We start from the raw sequence: 16,235 nt of genomic DNA, 5'->3' as shown, positions 1-16,235 counted from the left end.
TGGGGCGGCTGGGGCGGCTGGGGCGGCTGGGGCGGCGATGGCGGCACAGGCCGCCAGCAACAGCCGGCGTCGGCACATGCTTGTCATGCTTGTCTCCGTTTCTCTTTGTCTTTGGTTTCCGTGCCGGCGCGCTTCAGCCCGCCTGGGTCAGCACGCGCCAGTCCGTGCCGGCGGGCAGCACGCCGCCCACCGATACCGCTTGCGCGTAGTCGAGCTCGGGGCTGTCCGCCAGCGTGGGGGTCTTGCCGGCCATGAACTCGCGCACGGACTTCAGCAGCGCCTGGCGCACGCGCAGCACGGCGCCGTCGGCCGAGCACAACTGTTCGGTGGTGCGGTCGGCGATCGGGCCCTGGCCCAGGAACATGGCGAAGTCTTCGGTCCCCAGGTGCTGCGGGAAGCCGGTGGCGTGGCCGCGCCGCATCAGGTCGCGGTTCTGTCCCCAGTTGTTGTCGGGGCCGCCCGGCGGCAGCGGCGGGAAGTCCCACACGTCCGGCGTGGCCGACATCACCGTCATGCCCAGCGGCCGGTGCGGATTGAAGTGGACGAACCAGGCGCGGTGCGTGACGTCGTCGACAGGCGTCGAGAAGAACACCGTGCCGGGACCCTTCGCGTCGGGGGCGCAGATGATCCCGTACCACGGCATCACGAAGTTGTTGACGCGGGCATAGACCTTGTCGTCGGCCAGGGGGCGGATGGCCGCATAACGGTAGCCGTAGGGCCGGTCCTCGAATTCCAGCCGCGGCGCCAGGGCCTGCGTCATGTGCAGGCGCTCGTTGCCGGAGCCGGCGGTGATCTGCGTGGTGGACTCGTGCAGCACGCCGACATGCGAAGAATCCATCGAGGCTTCCACGCCTTGGACCCAGTTGGTCGGCACTTCCTGGCTGGTGACCGAGCGCTGGTCTTCCGGCAGGGTGGTAAATGGCAGGTCGGGGAACTTCGGCGCTTGCTCGCCCTTGCCCAGCCACACCCAGACGATGCCGCCGCGCTCCTCCACCGCATAGCGGTTGACGCGCACGTGCTTGCAGAACTGCGCCTGCTCGCCGGTGTGGTTGGGCGCCTCCACTACCTCGCCGCGGGTGTTGAGCTTCCAGCCGTGGAAGATGCAGCGCAGGCCGTTGTCTTCGTTGCGGCCCATCAGCAACGAGGTCTTGCGGTGCGGGCACAATTCGTCGACCACGCCCACGCTGCCGTCGGTGGCGCGGAAGGCCGCATAGTTGCTGCCCAGCAGGCGCACGCGCACCGGCGCGCCGTCTGCCACCAGCTTGGCCGACGGCACCGCCGGCAGCCAGTAGTGCTGGCGGATCATCTCGCCCATCGGCGCGCCGCCCTCGACGCGGGTGAGCAGGTCGTTGTCTTCGCGGGTCATTGCCATGTCAGCACTCCTCGTCCTTGCGGAAGGCGCGTGAGTAGAGGCGGGTGCAGTTGCACTCGAAGATATTGCGGCGCTGTTCCTCGGTCAGCCAGTCGATGCTTTCGATCACCGGCTTCATGTCGTCGAAGTCGCGGCCCGAGACCGGGTCGCGCGCGCTACCCGTGCCGGGCTTCTCGGTGCCAAACAGCACGTTGTCGGTGCCGGCCACCTTGAGCAGCAGCTCGATCGCCTCGCGCGAGTAGTTGCAGGTGTCGAAGTACAGGTGCCTGAGCTGGTCGTCGAAACTGGTGGCTTCGCCCTTGCGCACGTTCCACGCGCGGAAGCGGCCCATCTGGTAGGGAATCGCGCCGCCGCCGTGTGCCACCACGATCTTCAGGTCCGGGTACTTGTCGAACACCTTGGCGCCCAGCAGCGAGACGATGGCGATGCTTTCCTCGTTGATGAACTTCAGCGTGTACGACTCGCGCGCGCTGCAGCTGCCCGCGGAGTGGATCAGGCCCGGCACGTCCAGTCGCGTCATGGCGTCGTAAAGCGGATGCCAGAACGGGTCGCCCAGCCCCGGCGGGGTCGGGCCTTCGCCTTCGGTGGGATCCGGATTGATCAGGCAGCCGACAAAGCCCAGTTCCTTGACGCAGCGTTCCAGCTCGGGCACCGCGCGCAGCGCCGGCGATTCGTCCATGTACTGGGGCAGGCCCGCCACGCCGCGGAAGCGGTCGGGGAACAGCTCGACGAAGCGCGCGATCAGGTCGTTGCAGTGGCGCGACCACAGTTCCGTGACGCGGCCGGGCTTGACCGAATGCATCTGCAGGTAGGGGCGTGGCGAGATGAACTGCACGTCGGTGCCGACGTTGTCCATGCTGCGCACCAGCTCCTCGGCGACCTTGCGCACCGATTCATCGGGGATGCGCGGCGTGGTCGAGGGGTTGGCGCGGCCGCCGACCAGTTCCGCCATGTAGCGGAAGCTTTCGGGGGGCATGACGATGTGGGCGTGGGAATCGATGATCATGGGTTTCAGCCTTGGGTATCGCTGGCCACCACGGCCAGGCATTCGAGTTGCAGCAACATGCCGTGCTGGAGGTCGTGCACGACGATGTGCCGCGCGGGGCGGTCGCGCGGGTCCGGGAAGCAGCGCAGCCATGCGCCGTTGATGGCATCGCGCACGCTGTCGTCCTTCACGTACACGGTGAGCTTGAGCACATCGGCGAGCGAGGCACCGCCGGCATCGAGCACGCCCTGCAGGTTGTGGAAGGCGAGCGCGGCCTGCGCGGCGGCGTCTGGCGGCAGCTCGCCGGTGCGCGCATCCTTGCCGGCGATCGCCGACGTGCAGATCAGGTTGCCCACGCGCGCGCCGACCGGGATCGGAGCCTTGTGCGCGAGGCCGGGAACATCGAGTGAGCGAGCCGGGCGGGTCATGGAGTCCTCTGTCAGGAGATGTCGGCGCCGTGGTCGCCGTCGAAGAAATGGCGGGGCACGGTGGCCAGGAATTCGGAAAAGCCGGTGGTGCCGGCCGGCACGTGCAGCAGCATCGCCTTGCCGGCCTGGGTTTCGTCGCCGGCCTGGATGGCGCGGGCGATCTGCTGGTGGTCGTGCAGCGACCTGGCGATCTGCGCCGGGCTGATGAAGTCGCGCGTGCGGTAGCGCTGCAGGCGCCGGCGCGCGTGGCGGATGTGGTCGGCCAGGAAGTCGTTGCGGCTGCCGGCATAGATGGCCTCGTGGAACACCACGTTGGCGGCCGCGTAGCCGGCGGCGTCGCCGCTGTCGGCGGCTGCCTGGCAGCAGCGCAGACCCTCGTCCAGCGCCGCCTGCACGGTTTCGTCGATGCGCCGCGCGGCCAGCCTGGCGCTCAGCGCCTCCAGTTCTCCCACGTACTCGAGCATCGCCCGCACCCTGGCGATCGACATGCGCGCCACCGTGGCGCCCTGGCGCGGCGACATGCATACCAGCTCGCGCGCGGCCAGTTGCTGCAGCGCCTCGCGCACCGGCGTGCGCGACACGCCGAAGCGGTCTGCCAGCGCGCGCTCGTCCAGCAGCGCGCCGGGCGTCAGCACACCCTTCTCGACCTCATCCTCGAGCGTGGCCCGTATGTCGTTGGCCAGGCCGGCACGTGCCGGGGCGTCAGCAGCGCCGGTGCCTGCCGTCGGGGCGGGCGTGTGCGGGTGAGGAGTGTGCGGAGTCATCGGCGTTTCTTTCTGTCGGGGCGAAGCCAGCTCTGTATGCGAAAAAATATACAACACATGATTTGTGGTATGCAAACAGAGATTTCAGGCATCCAGTTAGGTTGAGGCTGATACGCCGCTGGCAAAGTGCTGGTTTCGGGCCCATCGATGCATGCCGTCGCCGCCTCGGCAAGCTGTTGCTCCGGCTCGGAATTCGCAGCAAAGCCTTTGCTGGTGCGGAAAGCGCGTCCTAATCTGTTGCTGCGGAAGCGGCCTGGGAAGCAGTGCCTTCGGCGCCGCGCCGCGCTCGGGTGCGCAATCTTCGCCTAGGGAAAACACCGATCGGTGAATGCCAAGAAATTTATGTGGTGTGTTGAAATTGGTGTTCTGGTATGCCAGAATGAATTCAACCAACCCGGTCACGAACCAACCATGGCTGCGTGGGGCCTGTATGGCCCGGGCCGCACCATCCAACTGGAAGCTGCAATTCCATGAACAGTCACACTCCCGCCCCTGCATCCGAACTGGTGCCGGTGGATCGCATCCTGAAGCCGCGTTCGATCGCCATCGTCGGCGCCTCGGCGGACCCGAGGTCGTTTGGCGGCTTCGTGCTCGATAACCTGGAGCGCTTCGGCTATGCCGGCGCCATCCACCTGGTCAGCCGCAGCAGTACCGAGATCAACGGCCGTGCCTGCGTGAAGAGCGTGGATGAACTGCCGGAAGGCATCGACCTGGCCGTGCTGGCGATTCCCGAAGCCGGCGTGCTGGATGCCGTGCGGGCGCTGGCCGAGCGCCGTGCCAGCGCGGCGGTGTTGTTTGCCTCGGGCTATGCCGAGACCGGCGACGAAGGCCGTGCGAAGCAGGAGGAGCTGGCTGCCGCCGCGCGTGCGGCCGGCATCCTGCTGCTGGGCCCCAACTGCATGGGCTTCACCAACTTCGAGGCCGGCGTGCCGGTGACCTTCGAGCCGGTGCAGCCATATCCCTGCGGCGGCCGTCCCGGCATCGGCGTGGTGGCGCAGAGCGGCGCGATGGCGGCCAACCTGCGCGATGCCTTCATCGGCCGCGGGTTGCCGATGACCGCCACGGTGTCCACGGGCAACGAGGCGTCGGTCGGCATCGAGGACGTGCTCTCGTATTACATCGCCGATCCGCAGACGCGCGTCATCGCGGTCTACGCCGAGCAGGTGCGCAGGCCGGGCCTGTTCCTGCAGCTGGCGCGCACAGCCCGCGCCGCCGGCAAGCCCGTGGTGATGCTGATGCCGGGCCGCAGTGCGCGGGCGCGCGAGGCCGCGCAGTCGCATACCGGCGCGCTGGCCGGCGACCACGCCACGGCGTCGGTGCTGCTGGCGCGCGAGGCGGTGGTGCTGGTCGATGCGCTCGACGAACTGTTCGACACAGCGGCGATCCTGCTGCGTTTTCCGGTTCCGCCCAGCGGCGGGCCGGCCTTTATGACCGGATCGGGTGCGATGAAGAACATCGCGCTCGACTTCTGCGACGGACTCGGCCTGGAGCTGCCGGCGCTGACCGCGCCGACCACGCAGCGCCTTACCGAAATGCTGCCCGGCTATGCCGTCGCGGAGAATCCGCTGGACTACACCACCATCGGCGTGCGCCAGCCCGGCCTGATCGGCGACATCCTGCTGACCATGCTGGCCGATCCCAACATCGGCAGCATCGTGCTGGGCATTCCGGCCGGCCCGGAGGTGGCCCAGCGCGACAAGGCCGAGCACATCGTGCCGGCGCTGGCCCGCGCGGACAAGCCGGCGGTGCTGGTGGTGACCGGCGACAGCGGACCGATCGAACCGTTCTTCGTGGAGGCGATCCGCGCCAGCGGCGTGCCGTTCTTCCGTTCGCCGGACCGCGCGCTGCGCGCGCTGGCGCGCGTGGCCGCCTACGGCGAGGCGCTGCAGCGTGCGCACCGTGCCACGCAGGGCGCGCCACGGGCGCTGCCGCTGCCCGGCCCGGTGCCACCCTCGGGTGTGTTTGCCGAGTACCAGGGCAAGGCCTGGCTCGCCGGCGCCGGGCTGCCGGTGCCGCAGGGTGGCCTCGCCGCCACCGCGGACGAGGCCGTCGCAGTGGCCGCGCGCATCGGCTATCCGGTGGTGATCAAGGCGCAGGCCAGCGAGCTGCCGCACAAGAGCGACGTCGGCGGCGTGATCGTCGGGCTGGCGGGCGAGGCGGCCTTGCGTGCCGGCTGGCAGCAGCTGCACGACAACATCGGCAAGCACCGTCCCGGCCTGCGCCTGGACGGCGTGCTGGTCGAGGCCATGGGCCCGCGCGGGCTCGAACTGGTGGTTGGCGCGCGGCGCGATGCCGACTGGGGGCCGGTGGTGCTGGTGGGCCTGGGCGGCATCTGGATCGAGGCGCTGAAGGACGTGCGGCTACTGCCGGCCGACCTGGCCGAGGCCGACATCCTGCAGGAACTCGGCCGGCTGAAGGCGGCATCGCTGCTGCGCGGCATCCGTGGCGCGGCTGCGGTCGACACCGCGGCCATCGCCAAAGTGGTCGCGCTGATCGGCGAGCAGATGCGGGCCAATCCCGGGCTTGCGGAGATCGACATCAATCCGCTGGTGGCCTACCCGGACCGCGTGCTGGCGCTGGATGCGCTGGTGGTCCTGCAGCCGCAGGCGGTGGTCATGAAGCCGCACGCATGAGGCAAGCACGATGAGACTGACATTTTCCCCCGCAGAAGAAGCCTTTCGCCAGGAAGTGCGCGCCTTCGTGAAGGCGCACCTGCCGGCCGCCATCAAGCGCAAGGTCGAACTCGGCCTGCGCCTCGAACACGCCGACTACGTGACCTGGTTCCGCATCCTGGAAGCGCGCGGCTGGCTCACGCCGGGCTGGCCGGTCGAGCACGGCGGCCCGGGCTGGACCCACGTGCAGCGCTACCTGTTCGACGAAGAGACCATGCTCGGCGGCGCGCCGCGCATCATCGCCAGCGGTATCCAGATGCTGGGCCCGGTGCTGATTGCCTTCGGCACGCCCGAGCAAAAGGCCAGATACCTGCCGGACATCCGGCAGAGCAATACCTGGTGGGCGCAGGGTTTCTCAGAGCCGGGAGCCGGTTCGGACCTGGCAGCGGTGCGCACGACGGCGGTGCTGGAATCCGACGGCAAGCATTTCGTCGTGAACGGGCACAAGGTGTGGACCTCCTACGCGCACTGGTGCTCGATGATGTTCGCGCTGGTCCGCACCGATCCCGATGCCGCCAAGCCGCAGGAGGGCATCTCCTTCCTGCTGATCGACATGAAGTCGCCCGGCGTGGAAGTGCGCCCGATCCGCATGCTCGAAGGCGGCACCGACCTCAACGAGTGCTACCTGGACAACGTGCGCGTGCCGGTCGAGAACCTGGTCGGCGAGCTGCACAAGGGCTGGTCCTACGGCAAGTACCTGCTGGGCCATGAGCGCACCGGCATCGCCGGCATCGGCTCGTGCAAGCAGCAGCTCGAGCGGGCACGTGCGCTGGCGGTGCAGCAGGGACTGGAGCACGACGCGGTGCTGCAGTCGCGGCTCGCGCAGTTCGAGATCGAGCTGATGGCGCTTGAATTCACCGCGCTGCGCCTGCTGAGCCCGAACCAGCAAAGCCGCGTGCCGGCCGTCGAGGCCTCTATGCTGAAGGTGCGCGGCACCGAATTGCGCCAGGCCATCTATGAGCTGCTGGTGGAAATCGCCGGCCCGCATGCGGTGCCGTTCGACGAGGCCGCGCTGCTGGGTGGTGCCGGTGATGGCGCGGACGCAGCCAGTCCGCCGGAGCTCGCCGCGCTGGCGGCCAACTACCTCGATGCGCGCAAGCTGTCGATCTACGGCGGCGTCAATGAAGTGCAGCGCAACCTGATCAGCAAGGCCTTCCTTTCGGCCTGACACCGTACCCGACCATGGATTTTTCTCTTAGCGACGAACACCTGGCGCTGCGCGATGCGGTGCGCCGATTCTGCGACGGCGAGTATCCCGCCCACCAACGCGGCGAGGCCGAGCCGGCGGAACTGGCCGCCGCGCGCTGGGCCGGCATGGCCGATCTGGGCCTGCTCGGGCTGCCGCTGGCCGACGATGTCGGCGGCAGTGCGCAGGGCCCCGTGGAAATGATGCTGGTGGCGCAGGAACTCGGCCGCGCGCTGGGTGGCGCGGGCTGGCTCTCCAGCGTGGTGCTGGCCGGCCAGCTGCTGGACGAGGCGGGCAGCCAGGCCCAGCGACAACGCTGGCTGCCGGCCCTCGCCGGAGGCGAAGCGCGCATGGCGCTGGCATGCAGTGAAGCCGATGCGCGCTACGACCTGTCCCGCGTCACCACGCTGGCGCGGCGCGATGGCGCTGGCTGGGTGCTGGACGGCACCAAGACCCTGGTGCTGGAGGCCGGCAGCGCGGACGTGTTTCTGGTTGTCGCGCGCACCGCCGGCGATGCCGACGATGCTGCGGGCCTCTCGCTCTTTCTGGTCGAGGCGGGCACTTCGGGCCTTTCGCTCAGGGAATTCAGCACGCTCGACGGGCGCCGCGCCGCACACCTGACGCTGCGTGGCGTGCGCGTAGCGGCCGATGCCCTGGTGGGAGAGGCCGGCGCAGCGCTGCCACTGGTCGAGGCCGCCACCGACCGCGCCAGCGCCATGCTGTGCGCGGAGGCGGTGGGCGCGCTGGAAGCGCTGATCGAGCTGACTGCCGAGCAGCTCAAGACCCGCAAGCAGTTCGGCTCCACGCTGGCCAAGTTCCAGGTGCTGCAGCACCGCATCGCCGACATGCTGATCGCGCTGGAGCAGGGCAAGTCGATGGCCTGCGCGGCCGCCATGGCGGTGCAGGAAGGCGAGCCGGCACAACGGCGCCGGCTGGTGTCCGCGGCCAAGGTGCTGGCCGGCCAGGCCGGCCGCCAGCTCGGGCAGTGGGCCATCCAGATGCACGGTGCCATGGGCATGACCGACGAATGCCGCGTGGGGCACTACGCCAAGCGGCTGATGGTGATCAACCAGCTGTTCGGCGACGCCTCGCATCACCTGCGCCGCTTCGGCGGACAAGCGTAGCCGCCCGGACGGCGCATCCATAAAGATAAAAGGAGACAAGGCATGGCCATTTTCAAGACCCTCAGGACGGTGTGCTGCGCGCTGGCGCTGGGCTTCTGCCTCGCGGCCCACGCCCAGGAAAAGCCGCCGATCCGGCTGCTGGTGGGCTTTCCGCCGGGCGGCTCCACCGATACCGTCGCCCGCGTGCTGGCAGACAAGCTGCAAGGCGTGCTCGGCCAGGTGGTGATCGTCGACAACAAGCCCGGCGCGGGCGGCCGCATCGCCACCGGCATGCTCAAGCACAGCGCGCCCGATGGGCTGACCTATATGGTCGCGCCGAATGCCACCGCGATCTTCCCGACGCTGCTCTATCCGCCGGCAACGCTCAAGTACGACCTGCTGACCGACCTGAGCCCCGTCGCCGTGGTGATTTCCTACCCGCTGGCGCTGGTGGTGAGCAGCCAGACCGGCGTGACCAACGTCAGGGAATACGTGGCCTGGCTCAAGGCGCATCCCAAGGAAACCGTGTTCGGCAGCGCCGGCCTTGGCGGCCAGACGCACTTTACCGGGCTGCAGTTCGGCAAGGCAGCCGGCGTGCCGCTGAACGTGGTGCCGTACAAGGGCAACGGGCCGCTGGCGACAGACCTGATCGGCGGCCAGCTGGCCGCCGCGGTGATGACCGCCGGCGACATCCTGCCGCACACGCGCGGCGGCAAGGTGCGCATCATCGGCGTGTTCGGCGCCAGGCGCTCGCCGTTGCTGCCCGACGTGCCCACGGTGGCCGAGCAGGGCGTCAAGGTAGATGCCGGCGAGGCCTGGACCGGCGTCTGGGCGCCGGCGAAGACGCCCAAGGCCGAACTCGAACGCATGCAGACGGCGCTCGGCAAGGTGCTGGCCATGCCCGACGTGCGCAGCATGCTGGAAGAAAAGGCGGTGCTGCAGCCGGACTACCGCGACGCCGCGGACCTGGACCGCCTGCAGCGCAAAGAGCTGGCCTACTGGGGCCCCGTCATCAAGGCCAGCGGCTTCAAGCCCGAACAGTGACCCCTCCATCCATCCCGCTATGACTCTGAACGGATCCGCATACATCGTGGGGGCCTACGAGCACCCCACCCGCAAGGCCGACGATCTTTCCGTTGCCCGCCTGCACGCCGACGTCGCCCTCGGGGCGCTGGCCGATGCCGGCCTCTCGGCGAGCGATATCGACGGCTACTTCTGCGCCGGCGATGCGCCGGGGCTCGGCACCACCACCATCGTCGAATACCTCGGCCTGCGCCCGCGCCACGTCGATTCCACCGAATGCGGCGGCTCGGCGCCGATCCTGCACGTGGCCCACGCCGCCGAGGCGATTGCCGCGGGGCGCTGCAACGTGGCGCTGATCACGCTGGCCGGGCGCCCCCGCGCGGCGGGCGCGGCGCTCTCGCTCAAGGCGCCGGACCCGGACGCGCCGGAGCTGGCCTTCGAGTTGCCGTTCGGGCCGGCCACGCAGAATCTGTATGGCCTGGTGGCCCGGCGCCACATGCACGAATTCGGCACCACCAGCGAGCAGCTGGCGTGGATCAAGGTTGCCGCCTCGCACCATGCCCGGCACAACCCGCACGCGATGCTGCGCAATGTGGTGACGGTGGAAGACGTGGTGAATTCGCCCATGGTCTCGGATCCGCTGCACCGGCTCGACTGCTGCGTGATGAGCGACGGCGGCGGCGCGCTGATCGTGGCGCGTCCCGAGATCGCCAGGCAGCTCAAGCGCCCGCTGGTCAAGGTGAAGGGCGCTGGCGAGGCACCCAAGCACGCCATGGGCGGCAAGATCGACCTGACCTGGTCCGCGGCCGCGTGGTCCGGCCCCGCGGCATTCGCCGAAGCCGGGGTGACGCCGGCCGACATCAAGTACGCATCGCTCTACGACAGCTTCACCATCACCGTGCTGATGCAGCTGGAAGACCTCGGCTTCTGCAAGAAGGGCGAGGGTGGCAAATTCGTCGCCGACGGCGGCCTGATCTCCGGCGTGGGCAGGCTGCCTTTCAACACCGACGGCGGCGGGCTGTGCAACAACCACCCGGCCAATCGCGGCGGCGTTACCAAGGTGATCGAGGCCGTCCGCCAGCTGCGCGGCGAAGCGCATCCCGCCGTGCAGGTCAAGAACTGCGACCTGGCGCTGGCCAGCGGCATCGGCGGCGCGCTTGCCTCGCGCCACACCGCGGCCACGCTCATCCTGGAAAGGGTTTGAAACCATGAGCACCACGACTACCAACACCGCCGCGCGCAGGATCCCCGCGCCGCGCACGCTGGCAGAGAGCCTTCCTTTCTGGGAGGCCGCCGACCAGGGCCGCCTGCTGGTCAAGTTCTGCCTGGACTGCGGCGAGGCGCATCACTACCCGCGCGACGTCTGTCCGCACTGCCAGTCCCTGCGCACCGAATGGCGCGAGGCCAGCGGCCACGGCACGGTCTATTCGTACAGCACCATGGGGCGGGCCGAGGCGGCCTACACGCTGGCCTTCATCCAGCTCGACGAGGGCGTGACCATGATGAGCAACCTGGTGGACTGCGATCCGCGCGAGCTGGCCATCGGCCAGCGCGTGCGGGTGGTGTTCAGGGCGAGCGATGGCGGCCACGCGGTGCCAATGTTCACACCCGCATGACCTGGGAGAGCTTGAAGATGGAAGACAACGCAACCAATCCCCGGCAGGCGGAGCCGAAGCGCCACGGCCCCTTGTCGCGCTTCACCGTGATCGACGCCTCGCGCGTGCGGGCCGGCCCCACCGCGGTGCGGCTGTTCGCCGACATGGGCGCGCGCGTGATCAAGCTGGAGATCCCGCCCGGCGCACCCGGCGGCGACGACATGATCGGCGGGCGCGACCACAACCGTGCCGACTACGAGAACCTGCACCGCAACAAGGAAAGCCTGACGCTCAACATGAAGTCGCCGCAGGGCGTGGCGATCCTGCATGACCTGGTCCGGCGCGCCGATGTCTTCATCGAGAACTACCGGCCGGACGTGAAGCATCGCCTTGGCATCGGGCCCGATGCGCTGCGCGAGATCAATCCGCGCCTGGTCTACGCCAGCATCTCCGGCTTTGGCCAGGACGGCCCCTATGCGGGCTGGCCGGGCTTTGACTCCATCGCGCAGGGCATGGGCGGCCTGATGAGCGTGACCGGCAAGCCGGGCGAAGGGCCGATGCGGGTAGGCATTCCCATTGCCGACCTGTGCGCGGGCCACTTCTGCGCCATGGGCATCCTGACCGCGCTGCTCGAACGCGAAGCGTCGGGCCAGGGGCAGTGGGTGCAGACCTCGCTGCTGGAAGCGCAGATCGCCATGCTGGACTTCCAGGCCGCGCAATGGCTGATCGACGGCAAGGTGCCGGCGCAGAGCGGCAACGAGCATCCGCTCACCGTGCCCACCGGCGTGTTTGCCACGCGGGACGGCTACCTCAATATCGCCGCGATCGGGCAGACCATGTGGAAGCGGCTGTGCGAGGCACTCGACGTGCCGCATCTCGTCGACGAGCCGGGCATGGGCTCGGACCCGGAACGCGTGCGCAACCGCGACCAGGTCAATGCGGCAGTCGCCGCCGCGCTGCGCGGGCGCACCACCGCGGAATGGACCGAGCGCCTGCTCAAGGCCGGCGTGCCGTGCGGGCCGATCCACGGCATCGACCAGGTATTCGCCGACGCGCAGGTGCGCCACCTGGGCATGGCATGGCCGATGCGGCATGCGGAACTGGGCGAGGTCTCGCTGGTGGGCCAGCCCATGCGCCTGTCGCGCTATCCGCGCGAAGCGCCGCCGCGCATGGCGCCCGAACAGGGCGGCGACACCGACACCATTCTCGCGGAGCTTGGCTACAGCGCGGCGCGCATCGCCGAACTGCGCGCGGCATTCATCGTCTGATCGAAGGACATTTCCATGGCAAAAATCGTTGCCGCATTCGGCTCTTCACACAGCATCATGCTGGCCGCCCAGCGCGAGGACTGGCAATACGGCTTCCCGCAGGTCGATCCCAAGAACCCGTATTACTTCGACCGCGCGGGCGAGCCCACCACCTACGAGAAGCTGCTTGCCGCGGCGCCGGCCGAGGCCGAGTCCATGGTTACGCCCGGTCGCATGGGCGAGCGCTACGACCGCGCCGAGGCCGCCATGGACGAGCTGCGCGAGCGTATCCACGCCGCCCGGCTGGACGTGCTGCTGGTGGTCGGCGACGACCAGACCGAGTTGTTCCGCACCACCAACAACCCGGCCTTCGCGATCTACTACGGCGACACCATCCGCAACGCCAGGCGCGACGTGGGCGCGAACGACGGCTGGTACAAGAAGGCCCGCATGGCGCGGCAAGAGCCCGACGCCGACCGCGACTACCCCGTGCATGCGCCGCTGGCGCGCTGGCTGATCCGCGCGCTGTGCGACCGCGATTTCGACATCACCGCAATGGACGGCCTGGAGCGCGGGCAGTTCGAGGGCCATGCCTTCTCGTTTATCCACCGCCGCTACCTGCAGGACATTGACCGGCCAGTGGTGCCGATCGTGCCGGTGATCGTCAACACCTTCGATCCGCCCAACCAGCCCACGCCGCGGCGCTGCATCCAGCTCGGCACCGCGCTGCGCGAGCTGATCGCCAGCTACCCGGAAGACCTGCGCGTGGGCGTGCTGGCCTCCGGCGGCCTGAGCCACTTCGTGGTGGACGAAACGCTGGACGAAGCCATCATCGCCGCCATCCGCAACAAGGACACCGCCTTCCTGGCTTCGCTCGATCCGAAGCAGCTGCAGGCCGGCAGCTCAGAGATCCGCAACTGGCTGATCGCCGTGGAAGCGGTGCGCGAGCTGGACCTGGAATGGGTCAGCTACGTGCCGGGCTACCGCACCCCCGCGCTGACCGGCACCGGCCTGTGCTTCGCCGCCTGGCGCACGCTGGGCTGACCGCATCCCGCCACACAAGACAAGCCAAGACAACACCATGACGCAACCTGATTCCTACGTACAACGCCTGCGCCGGCTCGATTGCTGCGCCGTCTCGGACGCGCTCGACAAGCTGCAACTGCCCGGCGTGGTCACGGGCCTGCCGCAGCGCAGCGGCGCCGGCCGCATTGCCGGCCGCGCCATCACCGTCAAGCTCGGCACCGGCGCGCCGCCGGCGGGGCCGGTGCGGCACCTGGGCTGCACCGCCATCGAAGCGGCCGGCCCCGACCACATCATCGTGGTCGAGCAGCGCAGCGGCGTCGAAGCCGGCAGCTGGGGCGGCCTGCTGTCGCTGGGCGCCAAGGTGCGCGGCGTGGCCGGCGTGGTCGCCGATGGCCCCGTGCGCGATATCGACGAGGCCATCGCCTTTGATTTCCCGGTGTTCAGCCGGGGCCTGACGTCCTTCACCGCACGCGGCCGCGTGGTGGAGAAGGGCACCAACGTGCCGGTCGAGATCGCGGACGTGACCGTGGCCGGCGGCGACTACGTGCTTGCCGACCGCAGCGCGGTGATCTTCATCGCGGCGGGCGATATCGAGCGCGTGCTCGACACCGCCGAGGCCATCGTCCTCAAGGAGTCCGCCATGTCGAAGGCCATCCTGGCCGGCACGCCGATCGGGCAGGTGATGGGCGGCAACTACGAACACATGCTGAAGGATTGACGACCATGAGCGAATCAACGGACATCAACGTGGGCCGCGCGGCGCGGCTCGATACCGCCACCCTGAGCGACGCGCTCGACAAGCTCGGCATCGCCGGGCAGTGCTACCGCATCAAGCCGCGCGGCGACAGCTTTGCCATGGCGGGGCGCGCGTGGACGCTGCTGTACGGCCCGGCTTCCAACCCGCCGGGCACGGTGGGCGACTACATCGACGACGTGCCGCCGGGCAGCGTGCTGGTACTCGACAACGGCGGGCGCGACAACGCCACCGTGTGGGGCGACATCCTGACCGAGATCGCGCACCGCCGCGGCATCGCCGGCACCGTGATCGACGGCGTGTGCCGCGACGTGGCGCTGTGCCGCCAGCTCGGCTACCCGGTCTTCAGCAAGGACCACTGGATGCGCACCGGCAAGGACCGCGTGCAGGTGGAAGCCACCAATATCCCCGTCAATATCGGTGATGCGCGCGTGCAGCCCGGCGATATCGTGCGCGGCGATGCCGATGGGGTGGTGGTGATCCCGCGCGAGCATGAAGCGGCGGTGCTGGACACGGCCGAGGCCGTCGAGCATGCCGAGAACGCGATCCGCGAAGCCGTGCGCGGCGGCATGCGCCTGGACGAGGCGCGCCGCCAGTTCCGCTATCACCAGTTGCAGACGAAAGGGGCATGAGCATGAAGGAACATGACGCAGCCAGCACCACGCGTGCGGATTTCGAACGCGTGCCGGCGGAGGTCGTCGTGGCCGCGGCGACGCTGCCAACCGCCACGCTGCACGAGGCAGGCGGCAAGATCGGCGTGCTGCCGCCGGTGATCAAGCCGGTGGCGCCCCGCTTCCGCCTGTGCGGCCCGGCGCTGACCGTGCATTCGCCCGGTGGCGACAACCTGTGGCTGCATCGCGCCATCGAAGCCGCCCGGCCCGGCGATGTGCTGGTGGTCCATGTCGGCGGCGCCTACGAGCACGGCTATTGGGGCGAGATCATGACCACTGCCGCCAAGGTGAAGGGCCTGGCGGGACTGGTAATCGACGGCTGCGTGCGCGACGGCGTGCTGCTCGACGAGATCGGCCTCCCCGTCTTTGCGCGCGGGCTGTGCATACGCGGCACCGGCAAGGACTATGGCGCCATCGGCTGGCTCAACGAGCCGGTGCTGTTCGGCGAAACCCGCGTGGAAGCCGGCGACCTGATCGTGGGCGACGCGGATGGCGTGGTGGTCGTGCCGCGGCGGAGCGCGGCCGACGTGGTGGCGCGCGCGCAGCAGCGCGAAGCTGCCGAAGCCGCCATCCTCGGCCGCGTGCGCGCGGGCGAATCGACCATGCAGATCTATGGCTTCCACTGACGGTAAGGCCAGCGCGACCGCGCCGGGGCAGCCGCCGGCGCTTGCCATCGACGGTGCGGTGGCGGTCATCACGCTGCGCCGGCCCGAGGTCGCGAACCGCCTCGAGCCGGAAGACCTCGACCTGATGCGCGAGCACATCGCCGCCATCAATGCCCGCGACGAAGTGCTGGTGCTGCGGATCGAGGCGCAGGGCAAGCATTTCTGCAGCGGCTTCCATATCGGAAAGGTCGGTGGCAGCAACGCCGGCGAGCGCTTCGAAGCCCTCGCCAACGCGCTCGAAGCGGCACGGCCCGTCACCATCGCGGTGATCCAGGGCGGCCTGTACGGGGGCGCTACCGACCTCGCGCTGGCCTGCGATTTCCGGCTGGGCGCGCAGGGCGTCGACATGTTCGTGCCGGCGGCGCGGCTGGGGCTGCTGTTCTATCGCGGCGGGCTGGAGCGCTACGTGGCCCGGCTGGGCCTGGCCACGGCCAAGCGCGTGCTGCTGGCGGCCGACAGGCTTGATGCGGCGCAGATGCTGGCATGCGGCTTCCTTGACCGCGTGGCGGCGGATGCGCAAGCGCTGCAGGTGCAGGCCGCCGGGTTGAGCGAAAAGCTGGCCGGCATGGCGCCGCTGGCCCTGCTTGGCATGAAGCGATACCTGAACCGGATCGCGGCCGGCACGCTCGATCCGGCGGAGATTGCCGCCGACATTGCGCGCGCCGATGCGTCCGCAGACCTGCGCGAAGGCGCGCAGGCCTGGCTGGAAAAGCGCGCGCCGCGCTTTCGCGGCTGCTGAGAAGA

Annotated in this window: 16 protein-coding genes; 12 read left to right on the top strand and 4 right to left on the bottom strand. The window is 69.3% G+C overall.

The window, feature by feature from the left end:
- Positions 1–133: 133 nt before the first annotated feature.
- From E0W60_RS20460 to E0W60_RS20445, 4 genes are read right to left on the bottom strand one after another with little or no spacing between them, the layout of a single operon-like run.
- Positions 134–1,372, bottom strand: coding sequence for a Rieske 2Fe-2S domain-containing protein (locus tag E0W60_RS20460; RefSeq protein ID WP_133096395.1), 1,239 nt, complete (start codon positions 1,370–1,372; stop codon positions 134–136).
- Position 1,373: 1 nt separating this feature from the next.
- Positions 1,374–2,378 carry an amidohydrolase family protein gene (locus tag E0W60_RS20455; protein ID WP_133096394.1) on the bottom strand — a complete coding sequence of 335 codons (1,005 nt, stop codon included), beginning with the start codon at positions 2,376–2,378 and terminating at the stop codon, positions 1,374–1,376.
- 5 nt (positions 2,379–2,383) lie between these two features.
- Positions 2,384–2,785 (bottom strand): RidA family protein, encoded by a 402-nt coding sequence (locus E0W60_RS20450; RefSeq protein ID WP_135705428.1) that lies wholly within the window; start codon positions 2,783–2,785, stop codon positions 2,384–2,386.
- 11 nt (positions 2,786–2,796) lie between these two features.
- Positions 2,797–3,549, bottom strand: coding sequence for a GntR family transcriptional regulator (locus tag E0W60_RS20445; protein WP_135705427.1), 753 nt, complete (start codon positions 3,547–3,549; stop codon positions 2,797–2,799).
- A 470-nt stretch (positions 3,550–4,019) separates the two neighbouring features.
- Between E0W60_RS20445 and E0W60_RS20440 the strand changes: the two genes are divergently transcribed.
- Genes E0W60_RS20440 through E0W60_RS20385 form a run of 12 tightly spaced genes read left to right on the top strand, consistent with a single transcriptional unit; the run spans position 4,020 to position 16,230 of the window.
- Complete coding sequence (locus E0W60_RS20440) at positions 4,020–6,182, top strand: acetate--CoA ligase family protein (protein WP_135705426.1); 2,163 nt, start codon at positions 4,020–4,022, stop codon at positions 6,180–6,182.
- 10 nt (positions 6,183–6,192) lie between these two features.
- The gene (locus E0W60_RS20435; protein ID WP_133096389.1) at positions 6,193–7,389 is read left to right on the top strand and encodes an acyl-CoA dehydrogenase family protein; all 1,197 of its coding nucleotides are present in this window, start codon (positions 6,193–6,195) and stop codon (positions 7,387–7,389) included.
- 14 nt (positions 7,390–7,403) lie between these two features.
- Entirely contained in the window at positions 7,404–8,531 is a 1,128-nt protein-coding gene (locus E0W60_RS20430; RefSeq protein WP_135705425.1) for an acyl-CoA dehydrogenase family protein, read from the top strand.
- A 42-nt stretch (positions 8,532–8,573) separates the two neighbouring features.
- Positions 8,574–9,554, top strand: coding sequence for a Bug family tripartite tricarboxylate transporter substrate binding protein (locus E0W60_RS20425; protein WP_133096387.1), 981 nt, complete (start codon positions 8,574–8,576; stop codon positions 9,552–9,554).
- 19 nt (positions 9,555–9,573) lie between these two features.
- Complete coding sequence (locus tag E0W60_RS20420; protein ID WP_135705424.1) at positions 9,574–10,737, top strand: thiolase domain-containing protein; 1,164 nt, start codon at positions 9,574–9,576, stop codon at positions 10,735–10,737.
- 4 nt (positions 10,738–10,741) lie between these two features.
- On the top strand, positions 10,742–11,149 hold the full coding sequence (locus E0W60_RS20415) for a Zn-ribbon domain-containing OB-fold protein (protein WP_135705423.1): 408 nt from the start codon (positions 10,742–10,744) through the stop codon (positions 11,147–11,149).
- A 17-nt stretch (positions 11,150–11,166) separates the two neighbouring features.
- The gene (locus E0W60_RS20410) at positions 11,167–12,396 is read left to right on the top strand and encodes a CaiB/BaiF CoA transferase family protein (RefSeq protein ID WP_133096384.1); all 1,230 of its coding nucleotides are present in this window, start codon (positions 11,167–11,169) and stop codon (positions 12,394–12,396) included.
- A gap of 15 nt (positions 12,397–12,411) precedes the next feature.
- The gene (locus tag E0W60_RS20405; RefSeq protein WP_135705422.1) at positions 12,412–13,419 is read left to right on the top strand and encodes a protocatechuate 3,4-dioxygenase; all 1,008 of its coding nucleotides are present in this window, start codon (positions 12,412–12,414) and stop codon (positions 13,417–13,419) included.
- A gap of 37 nt (positions 13,420–13,456) precedes the next feature.
- Positions 13,457–14,119 (top strand): RraA family protein, encoded by a 663-nt coding sequence (locus E0W60_RS20400; protein WP_133096382.1) that lies wholly within the window; start codon positions 13,457–13,459, stop codon positions 14,117–14,119.
- Positions 14,120–14,124: 5 nt separating this feature from the next.
- The gene (locus tag E0W60_RS20395; protein WP_133096381.1) at positions 14,125–14,787 is read left to right on the top strand and encodes an RraA family protein; all 663 of its coding nucleotides are present in this window, start codon (positions 14,125–14,127) and stop codon (positions 14,785–14,787) included.
- A gap of 2 nt (positions 14,788–14,789) precedes the next feature.
- On the top strand, positions 14,790–15,452 hold the full coding sequence (locus E0W60_RS20390; RefSeq protein WP_133096559.1) for a 4-carboxy-4-hydroxy-2-oxoadipate aldolase/oxaloacetate decarboxylase: 663 nt from the start codon (positions 14,790–14,792) through the stop codon (positions 15,450–15,452).
- On the top strand, positions 15,439–16,230 hold the full coding sequence (locus E0W60_RS20385; protein WP_135705421.1) for an enoyl-CoA hydratase/isomerase family protein: 792 nt from the start codon (positions 15,439–15,441) through the stop codon (positions 16,228–16,230). Before E0W60_RS20390 ends, E0W60_RS20385 begins: the two co-directional genes overlap by 14 nt.
- Positions 16,231–16,235: the final 5 nt, after the last annotated feature.

The organism is Cupriavidus oxalaticus (assembly GCF_004768545.1).
In the GTDB taxonomy this organism is placed as follows: Bacteria; Pseudomonadota; Gammaproteobacteria; order Burkholderiales; family Burkholderiaceae; genus Cupriavidus; species Cupriavidus oxalaticus_A.
Note: the sequence above shows the minus strand (reverse complement) of the source record. Positions and strands in the feature narration are given on the sequence as shown.

Bases quoted from the DNA above. Each gene is read 5' to 3' on its own strand.
- E0W60_RS20410 (WP_133096384.1), top strand. From the start codon at position 11,167: ATGGAAGACAACGCAACCAATCCCCGGCAGGCGGAGCCGAAGCGCCAC.
- E0W60_RS20405 (WP_135705422.1), top strand. From the start codon at position 12,412: ATGGCAAAAATCGTTGCCGCATTCGGCTCTTCACACAGCATCATGCTG.
- E0W60_RS20420 (WP_135705424.1), top strand. From the start codon at position 9,574: ATGACTCTGAACGGATCCGCATACATCGTGGGGGCCTACGAGCACCCC.
- E0W60_RS20450 (WP_135705428.1), bottom strand. From the start codon at position 2,785: ATGACCCGCCCGGCTCGCTCACTCGATGTTCCCGGCCTCGCGCACAAG.
- E0W60_RS20400 (WP_133096382.1), top strand. From the start codon at position 13,457: ATGACGCAACCTGATTCCTACGTACAACGCCTGCGCCGGCTCGATTGC.
- E0W60_RS20445 (WP_135705427.1), bottom strand. From the start codon at position 3,549: ATGACTCCGCACACTCCTCACCCGCACACGCCCGCCCCGACGGCAGGC.
- E0W60_RS20390 (WP_133096559.1), top strand. From the start codon at position 14,790: ATGAAGGAACATGACGCAGCCAGCACCACGCGTGCGGATTTCGAACGC.
- E0W60_RS20440 (WP_135705426.1), top strand. From the start codon at position 4,020: ATGAACAGTCACACTCCCGCCCCTGCATCCGAACTGGTGCCGGTGGAT.
- E0W60_RS20455 (WP_133096394.1), bottom strand. From the start codon at position 2,378: ATGATCATCGATTCCCACGCCCACATCGTCATGCCCCCCGAAAGCTTC.
- E0W60_RS20395 (WP_133096381.1), top strand. From the start codon at position 14,125: ATGAGCGAATCAACGGACATCAACGTGGGCCGCGCGGCGCGGCTCGAT.
- E0W60_RS20435 (WP_133096389.1), top strand. From the start codon at position 6,193: ATGAGACTGACATTTTCCCCCGCAGAAGAAGCCTTTCGCCAGGAAGTG.
- E0W60_RS20425 (WP_133096387.1), top strand. From the start codon at position 8,574: ATGGCCATTTTCAAGACCCTCAGGACGGTGTGCTGCGCGCTGGCGCTG.
- E0W60_RS20460 (WP_133096395.1), bottom strand. From the start codon at position 1,372: ATGGCAATGACCCGCGAAGACAACGACCTGCTCACCCGCGTCGAGGGC.
- E0W60_RS20415 (WP_135705423.1), top strand. From the start codon at position 10,742: ATGAGCACCACGACTACCAACACCGCCGCGCGCAGGATCCCCGCGCCG.
- E0W60_RS20430 (WP_135705425.1), top strand. From the start codon at position 7,404: ATGGATTTTTCTCTTAGCGACGAACACCTGGCGCTGCGCGATGCGGTG.
- E0W60_RS20385 (WP_135705421.1), top strand. From the start codon at position 15,439: ATGGCTTCCACTGACGGTAAGGCCAGCGCGACCGCGCCGGGGCAGCCG.